Source organism: Pseudomonas sp. VEM90 (assembly GCF_054611535.1).
Genome location: NZ_JBTRAR010000001.1, coordinates 197,215 through 214,907, shown reverse-complemented (window position 1 = coordinate 214,907; position 17,693 = coordinate 197,215). Strand labels below are relative to the sequence as shown.

The following is a 17,693-nucleotide window of genomic DNA, read 5'->3' as shown; positions in this document are numbered from 1 at the left end:
CCAGGCAGAGCACGCCTGCCTAGGGCATTTCAGTGAGATCAGGCGATCGGTTTGCGCCAGTCGTCAGAGCCTTCGGTACCCGCTGTTACGTGGGTCCAGGTGATCTTGCGATACATCATCGCCACTTCCACCAGCTGCGTGTAGTTCGCGTTCTTCGCATTCTGGGCGTGGGGTAGCACGGTGTTGATCTCGACGATGATGGCGTCTTCCAGCTTGGTGGTGAAGAAGTGCTCCTGCTCGCCCACTGCCGAGGTGCGGTACCAGTTGACTTCAACCGTTGGCAGCTTTTCGCCACTGGCCAGCGCTAGGTACATCAGTGGCGTGGCCTTGTTCAGCGAGCTGGTGAAAATGAAGGGCTTGTGGGTCCGTTGCCCGGCCGGTTGACCGCTTTGCGGGTCGGTGGGGACGGTGACTTGGTGCTTGACTTCCTGCACCAGAATTTCATCCTCATGGCCTTCCTGATAAATGTTGCCGACGGAGTCGGAGGTGAAGGCGCCCGCGGTGATGTTGCCTTGTTTCTGGGCTTCGATCTTGATGTAAGCGGGTGTTGGCATGGCAGTTACTCCTGCGTCCATGTGGGTAAAGCACGCGCACCACGGGTGGCGTGGCCATCGGGAGCGATGGGCTTGTCAGCGAGGCAAAAACCTCGCGAATTCGTTGCATTCAGTGGTGCTGTGTCACGGTTGGCTATTGCTGCAAAATGCCGTTCAGCGACTCCAGCACCTCGGTTGTGATCAGGTGCAGGCGATAGCTGTAAATGCTGTAAGCCACCGCCATGGCGATGGCGGAAATCACCAAGGGGCTCCACCAGGGCCATTGCCGGCTCATGCGGAAGTTGCGTGGGGCCACATTGGTGTAGGGGTCGCAGACTTCTTCGGGGGTGGGGCCGCGCAGTTCGCGGATGATCCCGTGCAGTTGGTGAATCAGTGCATTGAGTTTTTCTTCGCCTTTCGGCGCGAGCGCGTACTTGCCCTTCAGCCCAAGGCACAGGGCGTAGTACATGAACTCAAGTACGTCCTGATAACGCTTGGGCTCCTGCATCAGGCGGGTAATCACCGTGAAGATTTTTTCCCCACCCCAGGTCTCGTCGTGGAAGATGCTAAGCAGCGGCTCCTGGCTCCAGCAGCTGCTCTTGCCCCAGGGCCGCTCCATAACGGCCTCGTCTATGAACAGGCACAGACCGTAGGAGTACGCCAGCAACTGAGCCGGCTCGTAACCGTGCTGGCGCATTTCTTCCTGAATGTTGTCGATCTGGCTGCGTACTTGCTGGTGCACGTCCTGGATGTTCGGCAGCTCGTCCAGCGTACGCAGGCGTATAACCAAGCCGAACAACGGTGATGCGGCATCCAGCATCAGGTTGGCGAAGCCGCCCCGCAGTTGAAATTCCGGGTCAGCGGGGTAGCCTTCGGAAACGGGCTCTGGCTCAGGTTTGTCCGTGGATACTTGCGCATTGCTTGCCGCAGCCCGGGGGGCGGGTACTGGCTGTTCAAGGGTTGAATCAAGCGCGTTGACTGCAGCGTTGTTTTCGTCGGTGGGCGTGTTGTTGTCTTTTCCCATGTCACTCACTCCTGATCGCCCAGAACTGCAGTTCAAGCCCTGGGAAGTCGCCCGCAATGTGGATGCCGAAGCCATTCGCCTTGCTCATGCACGCCCAGGCCGGGTCACGTCGGTCCAGCTCGAAGTAGCTGAAGCCCGCATGGAAGGGCAGGTCGCGGGGCGCCACGGGTAATGGCAACAAAGGGATGCCCGGCAATTGCAGCGGCACCAGGTCATTCAGTGACTCAAGTGAGGTGATCTTGGCTTTCTGGATGAACATCTGGCGCAACGCCTGTGGTGGCATGCTGGCGCGCACGGCGAGGATGAAGTCGGCTTCGTCGATCAGCCGGCGGTCTTCCAGCGTGGTCGTCATCACGCCGAATTGTTCGCTCTCCAGCGGCAGTGAAACAGCGCGCGGCCGCAAGACGGTGCTCAGAGACCGGCGCAAGGTATCTTCCAGCGGTTTGAAAGACGTGCGCAGTGCGGTGTGGTGATAGGCGGGGTACTCCTGCGGCAGCCGGTTCTGGTCGGTGAAGGTGACGAATTCGCCACAGGCCTGGCTCATGCACAGGTACAGCTGCTCGGGGTGCGTTTGCGCTTGCCTGGCCAGATGCTGGAAGCATGGCCACCAACGGTTCATGGCCTGCAGCAGGTTGAAGTCGCGAATGTCGGCGATCCCGGACTGGCCCGATGCACCAATCCGCGTGGCAAGGCCGCGCGCCCGCTCGCGCAAGGTATGGGTGATTTCTTCAAGAAACCGCTGCAGCGCTGGCACCGCCCGCACCGAAACGCTGGTGGGGTAGAACGCTTCGTCCAGTTGCAGGCTGCCGTCGGGGCGCCGTTCCAGAATACGTGCCAGGGCCAGGCGGGTGTAGGCGCTGCTGTCTTCGGTCTTGCGTTTGAGCTGCAGATTGGGCACCGCAAGGTCGATCTGCACCAGGTCACCGTCAGCGGTGTGGGTATCCTTGATTTCCTGTGCCTGGGCGGTATAGCGGAAATTGGCTGCATTGTCGGGCCAGCTCACTTCGCGGCCGCCATCGGTGCGCAGCGGCAGGCACATATACACCTCACTGTCTTTGCACGCGTCGTCACCGATTTCCAGCGGCGGCGGTGGCGGCAGGTCGGCGGGAATGTCGAACACCGTGCCGTCCGGCATGACGCCTCGCGCCCGGGTGATGGCGACTTTGCCCAGGCTCAGGTATTCGTCGTTCAACTGAAGTTCGCTGAAGCCGTAGAAGGCTGCATTGAGGCTGGCGAGGCGCTGGTGCAGGGCTGCTTCGCTGGCTCTGGCCGCCTGTTGGAAATGCTGCGGTTTGACGAAGAGGCCTTCGGGCCAGAGAACGGGATTGCGTGAACTCATGGGCGCTCCGTGTCAGCGTGAGTAAGCAGGAAGGGCAAAGGGTGGTGAGGCGCCATCAGTCTTCTTCCTTGAGCACGATGTGCGTGTCGTTGACCAACACCGACAGCATGATCTGGCGGCCACGCGGTGGAATGCGCAGTACTTGCCGCCAGCTGGCGTTTTCATGGCCTCGGTAGTCGGCAATCACCGCGACGAAGCGGGTTTCGGCGTGGATGGGTTCGAAGGGGATGTACTTGAACTGGCCAGGGCGCAGCAGGTAGTCGTCACTACGGATATAGGTACTGCGCAGCGCCTTGGCCGGGTCCTGCTCCAGTAGCTGGTACACGGTGTTGCGCAGCAGTGAGTCGTCGCGCAGTTGCAGGATCGTGATGGCAATGGGCGTGGCGACCAGCGCTGAGGCAACGCTTGTGGTGTGCGGCAAGGTCAACGCCACCTGAGGGTCGTCGTAGCTGCCGGGGCCGCTTTCTTCCAAGGGCGAGCGAGCCGGGTCGCTTTCGTCTCCTTCGTCCAGCTCGACGGGGGACATGGCCGGGAATTGCGCTTGCAGGTATTCGAGCAGAATCCCGATTTTTTCGGTCAACGCATAGGGGTCGCCAGCACTCAGGGTCACAGCGTAGGGGCTTGGCTCCAGGGCGCGATCCTGATCGGCTGCGACGTCAAGGCTGTCCGGATTGCCGTTGAGGGTAGGGCTGGCATTGATGCTGAATGCGACCTCGGTCGGGTGATCCTTGGGCGGCCCGATGGGCAACGAGTGGTCCATGGCTACCTGGCTCATTCTGCTCAAAGATGTGCAGCCGGCGGGCCCGACCAGCGCAAGCAGCAGGGGGGCGAGCAGAAGTGGATGAGGCTTCATGGGTATGCTCCGGCAATCAGGCGCTGCAGCGGGCTTTCTCGGAGTGCCCCTTCACCGTCTGCTGCGTCCAGCGCTGCCAGAGGGTCGCTCCCCATGGCTGCTTTGAAGACCGAGCAGATCTCGACGGCTGGTTGGGGGGCAGAAGGCTGTGCCGGCCAAGCGGGTGCGGGCGCTTCGGCTATCAGTCGGTCGAGCACCTTCGGGTCCGGGTTGAACAGGTCCTCCAGCGAGCGTGTGCAGGCCTGATCCCGGGAGTACTGAACCTGTAGGCGATAGGCACCAATGAGAAGCTGGTCACCCTCAACCAGGCGCCTGGGTGGAAGCGGCCCCAGGCTGTTGGCACTGCCATTGACGTAGGTGCGGTGGCAGTGGTCGATCACACAGAAGCTGCCTTCGATCCAGCGGATTTCGCAGTGGATGGGCGCAACGGTCTGATCACGGTCATTGATCTGCCAGTTTGCTCGCCCGCTACCGATGGTGCCGCCCTTGCAATCGAACAGGTGCCGAGCAGTAATGCCGTGCTGCAGTTGGTCGAGGTTGGTGATGCTCAAGGTGACTGTGCTCATGAGCGCCCCCGGATGCGTACAACCGGGCTGATCTGGCCATACCGGTCGTCGACGAAGCTGGTCCAGCCCAGGTATGCGCCCTGGCTGCGGTGCAAGCAGAAGGGTGACAACGCGCTCTGCTTGAGGCGCAGCTCCAGGTCATAGGCCAGCCCGTCACGCAGCAGAAAGTCGATCAGTGCACGCAAACGGCCGAAGTTTATGCCGCTGGGCAGCAAGCCCCGCAGCTGCGTCTGGTCGAGTTCGCTGATCACGATGGTGAACTTGCTGCTGCGGGTGCGCGTGCGGCTGCCGATCATGAACGTGCTGCCCAGCTGGCCGTTGGTCCGCCCCAGGCTTGCAAGCTGCCTGGACGGCGTGACGACTGATCGCGTCTCGAACTCGCGGATGTGCACCTGCTTGAGGTCGAAGCAGTGGGCGATGATGCCGGCGACGGTCCCCGGTGCACGGCTGCGGCTGGCGATCACGCCGGCAAAACTGAGCAGGCGGCTCCAGGGCAGCGCCGTGTCCCCTCGCAACTGCTTGTCGTTAAGCCCCAGCAGGGCAAACATGTACTGCGAGAACCCGTCACTGGCACCTGGCTGGAAGCGGATGTAATAGCGGTACTTGCGCCAGATACGGTGCAACAGGCTGAGCAGGTAATGGTTGAAAAAGTCGAAGAAGGCCGGCCGTACACCGATGTCATGCGCATGTTCATACGCCACCTGTTCCAGGTAATAGGTGGGCAATGGCGAATCGGTACCGTGCAACCCCAGGAATGTGGCAACGATGCGGTAGCGCTCTTCCTCAGCGGGCATTCGCTGGGCTTTGTACACGTCCGATACAGGGAAGGTCAGCCGTGGGTCGCAGGCCAGGCGCACGCGCAGCCGGGTGGCCTTGTCCGGCCAACGCGGTTCCAGGTCATCGCCATGCAGCCCGTGCAACCGCTCCAGCAACTGGAAAAAGTTGTACTGGTGCGCTTTGCAGAGCAGCTTGTCGGCTAGATCAGCGGTTGCTTGCCGGTCTGTATTGGCCATGTGTAGTGCTCGTTATTGGTGGTGTTGATCACTTCCAGCTGGTGGAAGGAATTGATGCTGGCGTACAGGGCGAAGAAGTGCGCGAGCACACAGCTGAACAGGTACAAGTCGCCTTCGCAGAGGAAGGCGGTCTGGTCCAGTTTCAGCCGGGTGTGCAGGCCGCGAATGGGTTGCCCCTTGATCAGCCAATCCATGGGCTGCGTATGAATGTCGCGCATACCTTCCAGGCGTTTACGGGTGGTGCGGGCCTGCTGGATGTCGTGCAGGGCCATGAAGTCGTAGGCGCGGATCACCGCTTTCAGCGGCTCTACCGAGAGCATGGACAGGTAGTTGAGCGACATGTTGGAGATCAATGCCCACTGCAACTGGCCGTCCAGCACCGGGCGACAGGGGCGGGTGGGGATACAGAGATTGGTGTAGGTGGCCAGCGGCGGCGTAAGTTCGCTCAGGACGTTGATATCATCGATGCCTAGCGCCAGCGGTAGGTCCCGATTGGTGCAGGTGAGGTCGATGGACGCGGTTTCCAGCTCGCCTATGTAGTTGTTGGCGTCGGCGCGGACGAAGGCGATTCGATGCATGACGCCATTGCCGTGCAGGCACTCTTCCAGCTGGCAGCGGTAATACAGCGCCGTGCGCCCCTGGACGTGCTCGATTTCATGGGCGAAGGACTCGAAGGGACGGAAGGTCCGAAGGTGCTCACCGGTGTTACCGTCAGTCGTCGTTCGGGTGCTGATAACCTGGTCGACACTGAAGATTTCGTAGCCGTGCGGCGCTGTGCCCTTGGGCTTCAGTGGAACCATGGCGTCCTTGCCGGACAGGTCGATGGGCTCGGCGCTGTGCTGGAACAGGTTGACCGCAGGTGCGCAGAACAGGTTGAAATCTGCTTTGCCGACACGCAACGAGTCGGGTAGCTGGCGCGTGAAGTGAAATTCGAGGCTTACCTGCTGGCTGTCATGAGCTGGCCAGATCTTTTCCAGCCCGGTAACGCTGAAAAAGTGGAAGCGTTGGGGGAACGCGAAGTATTCCTGCAGGATCCGGTAGCCATCAAAGACGTTCTGTGGGTAAGGCAGCAAGGCGTCGTTGGGGCTGAATCCTGGGAATGCGATGCTGTTTGCCGGCAGCCGACGAACCTCGCCATTGATGGTCACGCTGACATGCTTGAGGTATTGAGAAATCCACAGGTAAAGCGTGCGGGCGGTACCGGTATCGCCGCTGAGGTAAAAGTCGAGGCTGGTACAGCCCAGGCTGTTCAACGGCCGCTCGACCAGTGTTTGAAGGCCGATGCAGACCACAGAACGGTCGGATGTCTGGGTGGCGGCCACTGTGTCGATCTCGAACGGATGAATGTTGACCGCTGTGCAGGTGCGGAACTCGCAGGCCACGCCGTCTACCGGTTTCGAGAACAACCGCGACCCCTTGGGAATGCGCTGTGACTGGCTGAGGGATTGCCTCACCGGGCTGAACTTGATGATCGTCGCGCTGGGCAGCGGCCGCAGGTAGTTCGGCCAGAGCAACTGCAGCATGGGCTGGGTCAGCTCTGGCAAGTCGTCTTCCAGCTTCAGCCGTAGTTTGGCGGTCAGGAACGCAAAGGCTTCCATCAGGCGTTCGACATCGGGGTCGCTGGCGCCTTTGCCAAGCAATCGCGCGAGTTGTGGGTTGTCCTTGGCAAAGTCGTTCCCCAGTTCGTGCAGGTAACGCAGTTCTTCGCTGAAACTGTCTCTCAGTGACATCGGTCACCTCACTCGCGTGTAGCGGTTGTGGCCATCGACCAGCAGCTCGAGTTGCAGCTGCTCTGCGTGGTTGTTGACCTGTACCAGGCAATCCAGCCTGAAATGCAGCTCCAGCGGGGCATGGGTATCGGGCACTGCGTTGAGCGTGCGTACCTGTATGCGCGGCTCGAAGCGCTGGAGGGTGCGGCGGATATCCGCGCTCACCTGCACAAGCAAGTCGCCGTTGCTCACGTCATGCCCGTTGAAGTCGCGCAGGCCCAATTCAGGGCTGCTCTGGGAGCACCCCTGGCGGGCATTCAGCAGCGTTTCGAGGTGGCGCTTGATGGCGGCGAACTTGTGGGAAGCGCTCTCGCGTCGGGAGGCCTCCCGGCGGGTGCACTGGTCCACCATCAGGCGATCAAAAAGACCACTCATTGCGTATCGAGCCGCCCGACCAGGGAAATCTCGAAGTTCGCGCCCATGTACTTGAAGTGCGGACGTACGGCGAGCGAAACCTGGTACCAGCCCGGGTCACCCGCAACATCCGATACCTCAATACGCGCGGCACGCAGCGGCCGACGGCTGCGAACGTCGGCAGACGGGTTCTCCTGGTCGGCGACGTACTGCTTGATCCACTTGTTCAGCTCGGACTCAAGGTCACGGCGCTCTTTCCAACTGCCGATCTGCTCGCGCTGCAGCACCTTGATGTAGTGGGCGAGCCGGTTGACGATGAACAGGTAGGGCAACTGGGTACCCAGTTTGTAGTTGGTCTGTGCCTGAAGCCCCTCAGGGGTTTTCGGGAAGTGCTTGGGCTTTTGTACCGAGTTGGCGGAGAAGAACGCGGCGTTGTCGCTGTCTTTGCGCATGGTCAGGGCGATGAAGCCCTCTTCGGCCAGTTCGAACTCCTTGCGGTCGGATATCAGCACCTCGGTAGGAATCTTGGCCTGCAACTGGCCCAGTGATTCGTACAGATGGACCGGCAAGTCTTCGACGGCACCGCCCGATTGGGGGCCGATGATGTTCGGGCACCAGCGGTAGCGGGCGAAGCTGTCGTTGATGCAACTGGCCAACAGGAAAGCAGAATTGCCCCACAGGTAGTTGTCGTGCTGCCCGGCGATGTCTTCGTCGTAGTTGAAGCTCTCGATCGGTTGTTCCTGCGGGTGGTAAGCGGAGCGAAGCATGAAGCGCGGCCCGGTCAGGGCGACGTGGCGGGCGTCTTCGCTTTCACGAAAAGCGCGCCACTTGGCATGCCGTGGGCCGGCGAAGAGGTCTTTTATTTCCTTGAGGTTCGGCAGCTCCTCGAAGCTGTTCAAATTGAAGAACTCGGGGGCAGGTGCGGCAAGAAAAGGGGCATGGGACATGGCGCCAACGGAGGCCATGTAACTTAGCAACTTGATGTCAGGGGAAGAGGGGGCGAAGTTGTAGTTGCCTACCATGGCCGCAATCGGCTCTCCCCCGAATTGGCCATAACCTGCGGTGTAAACATGTTTGTAGATACCACTGCAGGTAATGTCCGCAGCATTCTCGAAGTCGTCGAGCAGGTCCTCTTTAGTGACATGCAAGACTTCAAGCTTGATGTTCTCCCTGAAGTCCGTGCGGTCGACCAGAAGTTTCAGGCTGCGCCAGGATGATTCAAGCTGCTGGAACTCAGGCTGATGCAGAATGGCATCCATTTGTTTGCCGAGAACCCGGTCGATTTCGGCAATCATCTGGTCGGCCCGATGCTTGTTGATCATTTGGTCCGGGTCATTGCTCTTGAGGATTTCGGCGATGAAGGCAGATACGCCCTGCCTGGCAACCTGGTAGCCCTCCTGGGCAGGTACCAGTTTGGTTTCTGCCATGATCTGGTCGAGCAAGGTGGCATTGCTCAACGTGTCGGCCGTTGCGTCTGGGGTGATGGCGGTGCTGCTTGGCTTGGGCATGGGGACGCTCCGTTGTCTCAATCTTTTTCTGGCGCCTCGAGCACCAGGTCCAGTTCTTGGGCGAGCTGTTTACGCGCCTGCTCGTTGTTAAGCAGGTGCTGTAATTGCTTGCGGAAGGCCGGGACGTTGCCCAGCGGGCCCTTCAGGGCGACCAGCGCTTCGCGCAGCTCCAGCAGCCTGTTCAGCTCGGGCACCTGGCGCGCTATCCGGTCTGGTCCGAAATCGTTGATGGACCTGAACTGCAGCTGGACGGCCAGCTCGGTATCCGGGGCGGTGCTGAGCCTGGACGGTACCGTCACGTTCAGGCTTACGTTGGCGTCGTTCAACACGCTGTTGAATGTGTGTTTATCGATGCGCATGACCTGGCGGTCCTCAAGCGCACGGCCGTCATCCAGGCCGAAATCGCCCAGCACCAGCATCTTGTGCGGCAGCTCCACCTCAGCCTGCTCATCGCTGGTAGCGGGCACATACTTGATATTGACGCGCTCTTTTGGCGCGACGGATCCCGTCTTTTTAGGCATCAGTACGCAACTCCCTGTTGGGTTGTAGGATGTTCAGACATAAGTTGTGTTTAGTATTGTCTCGGCCTTGTAGGAAGATTCTTACATGTGTTTGATTGATTAGGTGTTCTGTCTGTTTTCTATAAAAACCATGCAGGGGGAAGTGCTCTTTGGTCGAGCGTGAAGTTGTAAGGAAATATTTGTTTGTGTGCGTTCGGTACTGTGTAATAGGCTTCTGCTGAATTTGTTTTGGTCGGTCGTGCGGGGGGCGCGGGTACTGCTATTTAGTTGTAGGAAAGTTCTTTGCTTCATATAGGCCATTTGTACTATTCAGAGAGTAAATTCAGGATGATTAACCGCTGTGCATATGGCGCCGGTCTCTCGTTGCTGTTTTGTCTGCAGCCGGTGCTGGCAGGCTCCACGCGGGACTGTCCCCGGATTGTGTCCAACGTCGAGCGACTGGCCTGTTTCGATCAGGCTGCCGGCACCCCGGCGTACACGCCAGAACGGCAGTGGTCTGCACCGGAGCAGCAGGCCCCCACTGTGTTGCGCGTGATGGCAAATGAAGCTGAACGGGCACCGGATGACCTGACGTTTCGCATCGGGAGCCAGACCCGGGACGGAGCAGGCGCACCAGCGCTTGTGATTTCGGCGCCCGCGACCGCATCGGGTGATGAACGTGCCTACATGGCAATCAGTTGCATCCAGGCCATCTCCCGGCTACAGCTGATTGCCAGGCGTCCGATCGAAGCAAGCTGGGTCAAGGTACGCCTGAGCGGGGAGGGCTGGTCTACCCGTGAGACCCCCTGGCAGGTGATGGAAAACGGCCAAGTGCTCGATGCCGGGCGGGGCCTGCCCGCCATCGAGCAGATCAGGAAGCTGATCGGTGCCCAGCGTATCGAGGTTGTGAGTGATCACGGCGAGGTCGACGGGCTGACCTTCGATGCGCAAGGCCTGGACCCCTTGATCAGCCGGGCGCGAAGCACATGTCGGTGGTAGCGCAGATATCCGCGGAAGAGGTCACTCGGTTGCTCGCGCCGATTGATCCGGCAGTTCCGGCTGGCCTGTTCGATGTCGAGGACGAAACCTATCAGGCCATTGATCAGGAGATGGTCAAGCTGGGTGGGCTGCAGGAAGCCTCTATCGACTGGGTCTACATCGAAGACGCGTCCCGTCAGTACCTGAGCCGGCAATGCAAGCACTTGCGAATCGTTGCGCACCTGAGTGCCGCATGGTTGCGTAGCGGCTGCTGGGAGCAGTGGGGATGCACCTTGGCGTTGCTGGCCGGCATGCTCGAGTGCTATTGGGAGGCCGCTCATCCCAAGCCGGGACCGAAAGGCTTCCTGAGTAAGCGCAAGCTGGTTGCCCTGGTGATCGATCGCTTGGCCGAGGCGCTCCCTCGTCTTGATCGTTTTACCTACACCCCGACCCACGCAGCGGCAGCGCAGGCTGCCTTGAAACGCCTGCAACAACAGGAAACGGTGCAGCTGGACACGGCAGCACTCGGCGAACTTGAGCGCCTGCTAGGCAAATACTCGGAACTTGCCAACGGCGTCAGCGAGGCTGCTGTGCCCAAAGCAACGGCTGCAACCGAGAAGCCTGCACCGTTGGCCGATGTCATCGCCACACCCGTGTCACGCATGTCGATGGGCAATGAGCGTGAGACACGCCGGGCCGTCCTGTCCATGGCCGAGCTCATCAACCAGCAGGACCCTTACGACGCTACCGGCTACCAGTTACGGCGTTTCGGTTTGTGGGCGCACATTCAGGTTGCTCCGCAAGTCAGGCAGGGCAACCGTACGGAATTGATGGCGGTTCCGCTGGATATCACGCGGGTCTATGAAGAGGCCATAGCCAGTAAGGTGGTTGACCCCGCCTTGCTGCAGCGCATTGAAAAGAGCCTGACGGCTTGCCCCTTCTGGATTCGTGGCAGCTTTCTGGCTGCGACCGTCGCCACGCAGCTGGCGATGTGCGAGGTGGCCGAAGCCATCCGTTGTGCCACCGCCCGTTTTGTACAGCGTATGCCGTCGCTGCAGCAGCTGTGCTTCAGCGACGGGCTGGTATTTGTCGACGACCAGTGCCTGGCCTGGCTCAAGGGCACGCAAGGGCCGTCTGGCCAAGGTGCAACCCCTCAGGAGTTCAGTGGCCTGCGCGAGGAGTTGGTCAGCCAGCTGGAAACCGGTGGCGTAGAACCGCTGCTCCTTCGGCTGCAAGGGCTGCAAGCCGGCTTTCGTGCTCCCCGTGAGCGCTGCCACACCACCGTGATTGCAGCTGATCTGCTGGCTGCGCGGGGTGTGTCCTGGCTGGCCCAGGACCTGTGCGCCAACGTTGCCCGAACCATGCAGCAAACCACCGCCAGTGCGTGGGAGCCCGAGGTGTTTGAGCGGCTTCAGCAGTACGCGGCATCCCCAGTGTTGGCAGTTCAAAACAAGGATCAGGAGCCTCGATGAATCAAATATGGACGCAACTCAAACGTTGGGGCTGGCCGTGGGTAACGCGCATTGGCCTGGCGCTGCCGCTGCTGCTCGGGCTTGGCGCCTTGCTGATGCTGGTCGCCATCTGGTGGCTTGGCCCGCAATGGACATGGCGTGAGCAGCAGCCGCTGGCAAGTGTGGCTCATCGCAGCGTGGCCAGCCTGGTGCTCGTGCTGGTGCCGCTTCTGTGCTGGCTTGGGGTGCTGCGCACGCGCTTTCGCCGCCTGCAAGCGGAGCGCCGGCAGGCACTGGCCGCCGAACAGGATGTCGCGCTACCGTTCGTGCAGGCGCAAGAGCGGGCCTTGAGCCAGGGGCTTGCGCGGTACCTCGACAATGCCGGTGGGCGACGCGCGTTGTACCGGCTGCCCTGGTACCTGGTGTTGGGCGACGAACAGTCCGGTAAAAGCAGCTTCATCGACCGCACCGATCAGCGCTTTTCCCTGACGCGTATCGACCAGGCCCAGGCACGGGGCCGACAGTCTGAAGCACTGGCCTACCCGGTAGGCTGGTGGGTGAGCGACGATGCCGTGATCATCGACCCGCCTGGTGTTTTCATCAGTCAAAAAACAACGGCGGGCTCGGCGGCCAACGCCCCCTCCGAAGCCTCCGCGCCGCCCGGCATCCAGGCCCGGTTGTGGGAGCACCTGTTGGGCTGGCTGCAGCGTAAGCGAAGCCAGCGGGCGCTCAATGGTGTGTTGCTGGTGGTCGACCTGCCAGCGCTGCTGCATGGCAAGCCCGAGCAGCGCGTCGCGCTGGCCCATGGGTTGCGCACCCGCCTTTACGAAGTGAGCAGTCAGTTGGGGGCGCGCCTGCCGCTGTACGTGGTACTGACCAAGTTCGATCTGCTGGACGGCTTCGACCAGTTCTACAGCCAGCTTCCGGCCGCCAAGCGTGAAAGCCTGTTGGGGTTCACCTTCAAGCTGGATGCGGTTGACGCGTTCGACGCCTGGCTGGATGAGTATGACGAGCACTACGGGCGGCTTCTCACCCAATTGCAGGAGCAGGTCATCGACCGGTTGGATGTACTGGGCAAGACGGCACCGTGCGGGCGCCTGTTCTCACTGCATGCACAGCTGATCGGGTTGCGCCCCATACTGCAGGCATTCCTGCGCGAAACCTTGGCGAGTGACCGGTTCACCACGCCACCCTTGGTACGTGGTGTGTACTGGTCGTCAGTGGTACAGCAAGGCGACATGCGCAATGCCTTTGTCCGTGAAGCGGCACAGCCCTACACGACGAAGCTGCCCCTGCGTGAAGGTAAGGCACAAGGGAAGGCGTTGGTCTATTTCATCCAGCAAGCATTCAGGCGGGTTATTTATCAGGAAGCCGGGCTGGCGGGCGACAATGTTCGGGTTGCGCGCAGCAAGCGCCACTTGCTGTGGGTGGGCTCTGGTGTAGGCATCCTGGCGTTCAGTATCGCCATTGCCAGTTGGCAGCGTTACGCCGATATCAATGGCGCCAAGGCTGCCAGTGTGCTCGCCAAAAGCCAGGAGTACAGCGGTCACGAAGTCGATATGCGTCTTGATCCGACCGGGCGCAACCTGCTGGCGCCACTGGACCAGATTCGCGATGCGGTGGCGGTGTTTGGCGACTATCGTGCGGCCTGGCCGGTGGTTGCCGATTTTGGCTTGTATCAAGGGCGCAACATTGGTCCCTTGGTTGATGAGGCGTACCTCAGCTTGTTGTCTAAACGTTTCTTGCCGGCCTTGGCCAGTGGTGTGATCGATGCCATGAACGCAGCACCCCCTGGCAGCGAGCAACAAATGGCTGCGCTCAGGGTTTACCGGATGATCGAGGAGCGTAACAGCCGCCGGCCCGAATGGGTCGAGGACTGGATGGCCCGTCAGTGGCAACGGGCCTTTCCTGGCCAGGGGCAGTTGCAGCGTGACCTCATGCAGCTCCTGAAATACGCCTTGGCCTATGCCGATACCGATTTGCCGCAGTACCGCCAGCGGGTCAGCGAAGTGCAGCAGGCGTTGCGCAAATTGCCGTTGCCACAGCGGGTCTATGCTGGGCTCAAACAACAATCGTACCAGCAGCTGCACGCCGGGCTGGACCTGCGCCACCAGGTAGGGCCTGCGTTCGATGTGGTGTACCAGCTGTCTTCCGGGGCCAGGCAAGGAAATGAGGATGTACGGCTGGCCGCCATGCTCACCGCCAAAGGCTTCAGGGAATACTTCGCGCCGCGCAGCCAGCGGTTCGCTGAAATGGCGATGGTTGATCAATGGGCATTGGGGGAGCGCAGTCAACTCGACTATTCGGACGTCGACCGCGATGCGCTGACCGAGCGGCTCTCTAACCTCTACAGCGCCGATTACATTGACAGTTGGCGGCGCGCGCTGAACGCTTTTACGGTGGCTGATTTCCGTGATCTGGACCATGGTGTCGCGATCCTGGAACAGTTGACCGGCCCCGCAGCACCGTTGCAACGGCTGCTGGATACGGTCAGGGATAACACCTCGCTTGCGCCTCCAGCAGTTGTTGAATCACTGGGTGAGCTGAGTACGCTGCGGGTAGTGGCCGGAAAACCCGAGCAACAGCAAGCGTTGGCCATCCAGCGGGCGTTTGCAGGCTTGGGCGCCATGCTGCAGGCGACAGGAGAAAAGCCGAGCTACTACGATGAAACCCTTGGCGCTGTTGCGGCCGTGCTGGACTACGCCAAGGCCGTACAAGACAGCCCGGACCGCGGCAAGGCTGCGTTGCAAGCCGTGCATCAGCGCTTTGCGATGACAGGGCAGGACCCGATCGGCACCCTGCAACGTGTCGCCACAGGTTTACCGGAGCCCATCAGCCACCAGGTCAGAAAGCTCGCCGACCAGACTGCCCAGGTGCTGAACGTTGAAGCACTGCGCGAACTTGAGCGACGCTGGGATGCTGACGTGTACAGTTTTTTCCAGCAACGCCTGGCAGGCCGCTACCCCTTTGTGGTGAAGGCACCCGATGCTTCTTTGGATGACTTCGAGGCGTTCTTCGGGCCGAAAGGGCGCCTGCAGCAGTTCAATGATCGGTATCTCAAGGTTTTCCTGAAGGACAACCTTGAGGCCTTGCAATCCGCTCAGCACGGGCAATCCCTGATTCGTGCCGACGTGATCGAGCAGCTCGAGCTGGCGGATCGCATCCGCGAAACATTCTTCGATCAGCGTGGCAAGCTAAGTGTGCAGTTCAGCATCGAGCCCTTGGGGCTCAGTGCGAACCAGCGTACCAGCCTGCTGGACCTGGATGGCCAGTTGATTGCCTACACCCATGGCCCAAGCCATATCACGGGCATTGTCTGGCCCAACACTCTGGGGCAGCAGGTCCGCAGCAATCTCACCTTGCTAAGGCAAAATGGCAACAGCAGCAGCCTGGAGTACCGTGGCCCGTGGTCGATGTTCCGCTTGTTCAGCCGCGGCGCGCTCAATGGCCGGACGGCGACCAGCGTGGACCTGAGCTTCAGGACCGGAGATGGCGTGATGCGCTATCGGCTTAACGCTGAAAAAGCCTTCAATCCCATTACCCAGCAACCGTTCAAAGGTTTCCGCTTGCCCCGAGGCTTGTTGCAACAGCCAGCCAATGGGGTGCAGGCGATGCTGTCGGGTGAGCAGCGACCATGAACATCGCCAGGGGCGCAGTTCATTGACTGAGCAGGCTTTCGAAGGCTGGGTATGCGCTGGCTGACCTCGGTCACTGCTTACTCCACAGCCTCGGCCACGCCCTGATCCTCACCCAGGAACCCGCCACTCTGGTGCTGCCACAACCGTGCATAGGTACCCATTTTCGCCAACAGTTCGGCATGGGTGCCTTGCTCGATGATGCGCCCTTCATCCATCACGATCAGCCGGTCCATGGCGGCGATCGTCGACAACCGGTGGGCGATGGCAATAACGGTCTTGCCTTGCATCATTTCATCCAGGCTCTCCTGAATGGCCACTTCCACCTCCGAGTCCAGCGCGCTGGTGGCTTCGTCCAGCAGCAGGATCGGTGCGTTCTTCAGCATCACCCGGGCAATTGCAATACGCTGGCGCTGGCCGCCAGACAGCTTGATGCCGCGTTCACCCACCAGGGTGTCGTAACCGCTGTTGCCCTGGCGGTCGCTGAGCTGGCTGATGAAACCATCGGCCTGGGCACTGGCCGCGGCGGCACGGATCTGTGCTTCGGTAGCATCAGGGCGGCCATAGGCAATGTTGTCGCGAATCGAACGGTGCAACAGCGAGGTGTCCTGAGTGACCATGCCGATGGCGCTGCGCAGGCTGTCTTGCGTGACCTTGGCGACGTTCTGCCCGTCGATGCGTATTTCCCCTTTGTCCACGTCGTAGAAGCGCAGCAGCAGGTTGATCAAGGTGGACTTGCCGGCGCCGGAGCGGCCGACCAGGCCGACTTTTTCGCCCGGCCGAATGTGCAGCGTCAGCTCATTGAGCACCTGGCGCTCGCCATTGTAGTTGAAGCTGACCTTGTCGAAACTCACCGCGCCACCCGTGGTTACCAGCTCTGCGGCACCCGGCGCATCCTGCACTTTGGGGCCGCGGGTAAGGGTGGCCATACCGTCCTGCACGGTGCCGATGTTTTCGAACAGCGAGGTAATTTCCCACATGATCCAGTGCGACATACCGTTGACGCGCAAGGCCATGGCGGTAATCGCCGCGACGGCCCCGGTGCCGACCTGTCCCTGGTGCCATAGCCACAGTGCATAGCCACCGGCACCAAAGATCAAGCCCACCACCAGCGCCTGGTTGACGATTTCGAACTGGCTCACCAGGCGCATCTGGCGAAAACCGGTCTGCTTGAAGTCTTCCATGGCTGCGCGCGCAAAGTGCGCTTCGCGGTTGGAGTGCGAAAACAGTTTTACCGTGGTGATGTTGGTGTAAGCGTCAGAAACCCGCCCGGTCATCGACGATCGGGCATTGGCCTGCTCCTGTCCGACCTTGCCCAACCGGGGTACGAAATACAGCATGGCCAAACCGAACAGCACGACCCAGGCAATGAAGGGCAGCATCAGTTTCAGGGCAAAGCCACCGGCCAGGGCAATGATCGCGATGAAATACACGCCAATCCCGGGCAGGATTTCGATGAGGGTAAACAGCACATCGCGTACTGCCAGCGCCGTCTGCATCACCTTGGTAGTGACCCGACCAGAAAACTCGTCAGAAAAGAACGACAAGCTCTGGCGCAACATCAGCCGGTGAAAATCCCAACGCAGCCGCAGCGGCAGGTTGATCGCCAGCACCTGGTGCTGAACCATGGTGCGCAGCGCCACCAGCCCGATGCTGACCAGCAGGACGATGCCAATACCCCACAGCACTCGGCTTTCCTCGGGGCCAACAGTACCGCCGGCCTGCCAGGACGCGAGCAGGTCGACCACCTGGCCCAGAAACGCGAACAGCCAGGCTTCGTATATCGACACCCCGGCACTGAGCAGTGCCAGCGCCAGGATGTAGCCACGAGCGCCGCGGGTACAAGCCCACATGAAGCGCAACAGGCCAACCGGCGGCGGTGGTACTTCGTCGGGCGGGAAGGGGTCGAGCCGACGTTCAAAGATACGCAGCATGCTTGTCTCCGGAAAACGGTTTTTGCATTGGCCAATGCCCTGCCGGCTTGCCTTTGGCGACTTTTGTTTTTAACCCGGAACAGGTCGGCCTTGGGGTGTTTGTTAACAAACCTTTGCAACTCATTACATTTCAGATTGATTTCATTTTGCCTTGATGCTGTATAATTGACGAAACCTTGTGCCATTCATCATATTTGTCGTTTTTTTGACGTGAGTCATAAAGCGTCAGCAGAGGA

At 60.6% G+C, this 17,693-nt stretch carries 14 protein-coding genes; 3 read left to right on the top strand and 11 right to left on the bottom strand.

Features of this window, described 5'->3' with window-relative positions; genetic code table 11:
- Nucleotides 1-38: 38 nt before the first annotated feature.
- The 10 genes from ACYCCG_RS01005 to tssB all read right to left on the bottom strand — a co-directional run bounded on the left by ACYCCG_RS01005 (nt 39) and on the right by tssB (nt 9,480).
- A complete protein-coding gene (locus ACYCCG_RS01005) occupies nt 39-554 on the bottom strand; it encodes an Hcp family type VI secretion system effector (RefSeq protein WP_209966711.1) in 516 nt (171 codons plus the stop codon).
- 133 nt (nt 555-687) lie between these two features.
- Nucleotides 688-1,557 carry a type IVB secretion system protein IcmH/DotU gene (icmH, locus tag ACYCCG_RS01000; protein WP_209966709.1) on the bottom strand — a complete coding sequence of 290 codons (870 nt, stop codon included), beginning with the start codon at nt 1,555-1,557 and terminating at the stop codon, nt 688-690.
- Nucleotide 1,558: 1 nt separating this feature from the next.
- Entirely contained in the window at nt 1,559-2,896 is a 1,338-nt protein-coding gene (gene tssK / locus ACYCCG_RS00995; RefSeq protein ID WP_459669191.1) for a type VI secretion system baseplate subunit TssK, read from the bottom strand.
- 55 nt (nt 2,897-2,951) lie between these two features.
- Nucleotides 2,952-3,749 (bottom strand): type VI secretion system lipoprotein TssJ, encoded by a 798-nt coding sequence (gene tssJ, locus ACYCCG_RS00990; protein WP_209966705.1) that lies wholly within the window; start codon nt 3,747-3,749, stop codon nt 2,952-2,954.
- Nucleotides 3,746-4,315 carry an FHA domain-containing protein gene (locus tag ACYCCG_RS00985; protein WP_209966703.1) on the bottom strand — a complete coding sequence of 190 codons (570 nt, stop codon included), beginning with the start codon at nt 4,313-4,315 and terminating at the stop codon, nt 3,746-3,748. Before ACYCCG_RS00985 ends, tssJ begins: the two co-directional genes overlap by 4 nt.
- The gene (gene tssG, locus ACYCCG_RS00980) at nt 4,312-5,328 is read right to left on the bottom strand and encodes a type VI secretion system baseplate subunit TssG (protein ID WP_209966700.1); all 1,017 of its coding nucleotides are present in this window, start codon (nt 5,326-5,328) and stop codon (nt 4,312-4,314) included. Before tssG ends, ACYCCG_RS00985 begins: the two co-directional genes overlap by 4 nt.
- Nucleotides 5,292-7,058, bottom strand: a complete 1,767-nt coding sequence (gene tssF, locus ACYCCG_RS00975; protein WP_209966698.1) for a type VI secretion system baseplate subunit TssF — start codon at nt 7,056-7,058, stop codon at nt 5,292-5,294. Before tssF ends, tssG begins: the two co-directional genes overlap by 37 nt.
- 3 nt (nt 7,059-7,061) lie before the next feature.
- On the bottom strand, nt 7,062-7,472 hold the full coding sequence (gene tssE, locus ACYCCG_RS00970; RefSeq protein WP_010953542.1) for a type VI secretion system baseplate subunit TssE: 411 nt from the start codon (nt 7,470-7,472) through the stop codon (nt 7,062-7,064).
- Complete coding sequence (tssC, locus tag ACYCCG_RS00965; RefSeq protein ID WP_176684148.1) at nt 7,469-8,959, bottom strand: type VI secretion system contractile sheath large subunit; 1,491 nt, start codon at nt 8,957-8,959, stop codon at nt 7,469-7,471. The genes tssE and tssC overlap by 4 nt, the downstream gene beginning before the upstream one ends.
- Nucleotides 8,960-8,976: 17 nt before the next feature.
- On the bottom strand, nt 8,977-9,480 hold the full coding sequence (tssB, locus tag ACYCCG_RS00960) for a type VI secretion system contractile sheath small subunit (RefSeq protein WP_209966696.1): 504 nt from the start codon (nt 9,478-9,480) through the stop codon (nt 8,977-8,979).
- Nucleotides 9,481-9,807: 327 nt separating this feature from the next.
- Here tssB and vasI point away from each other — a divergent pair, with 327 nt between their 5' ends.
- The 3 genes from vasI to tssM are packed head-to-tail and all read left to right on the top strand — an operon-like array spanning nt 9,808 to nt 15,526.
- Nucleotides 9,808-10,458, top strand: a complete 651-nt coding sequence (vasI, locus tag ACYCCG_RS00955) for a type VI secretion system-associated protein VasI (RefSeq protein WP_459669189.1) — start codon at nt 9,808-9,810, stop codon at nt 10,456-10,458.
- Nucleotides 10,446-11,909, top strand: coding sequence for a type VI secretion system protein TssA (gene tssA, locus ACYCCG_RS00950; protein ID WP_459669188.1), 1,464 nt, complete (start codon nt 10,446-10,448; stop codon nt 11,907-11,909). The genes vasI and tssA overlap by 13 nt, the downstream gene beginning before the upstream one ends.
- Nucleotides 11,906-15,526 carry a type VI secretion system membrane subunit TssM gene (tssM, locus tag ACYCCG_RS00945; RefSeq protein WP_459669187.1) on the top strand — a complete coding sequence of 1,207 codons (3,621 nt, stop codon included), beginning with the start codon at nt 11,906-11,908 and terminating at the stop codon, nt 15,524-15,526. Before tssA ends, tssM begins: the two co-directional genes overlap by 4 nt.
- 77 nt (nt 15,527-15,603) lie before the next feature.
- On the opposite strand, the gene ACYCCG_RS00940 is transcribed toward tssM, so the two are convergent.
- The gene (locus ACYCCG_RS00940) at nt 15,604-17,457 is read right to left on the bottom strand and encodes an ABC transporter ATP-binding protein (protein ID WP_459669186.1); all 1,854 of its coding nucleotides are present in this window, start codon (nt 17,455-17,457) and stop codon (nt 15,604-15,606) included.
- Between the last annotated feature and the right edge of the window lie 236 nt (nt 17,458-17,693).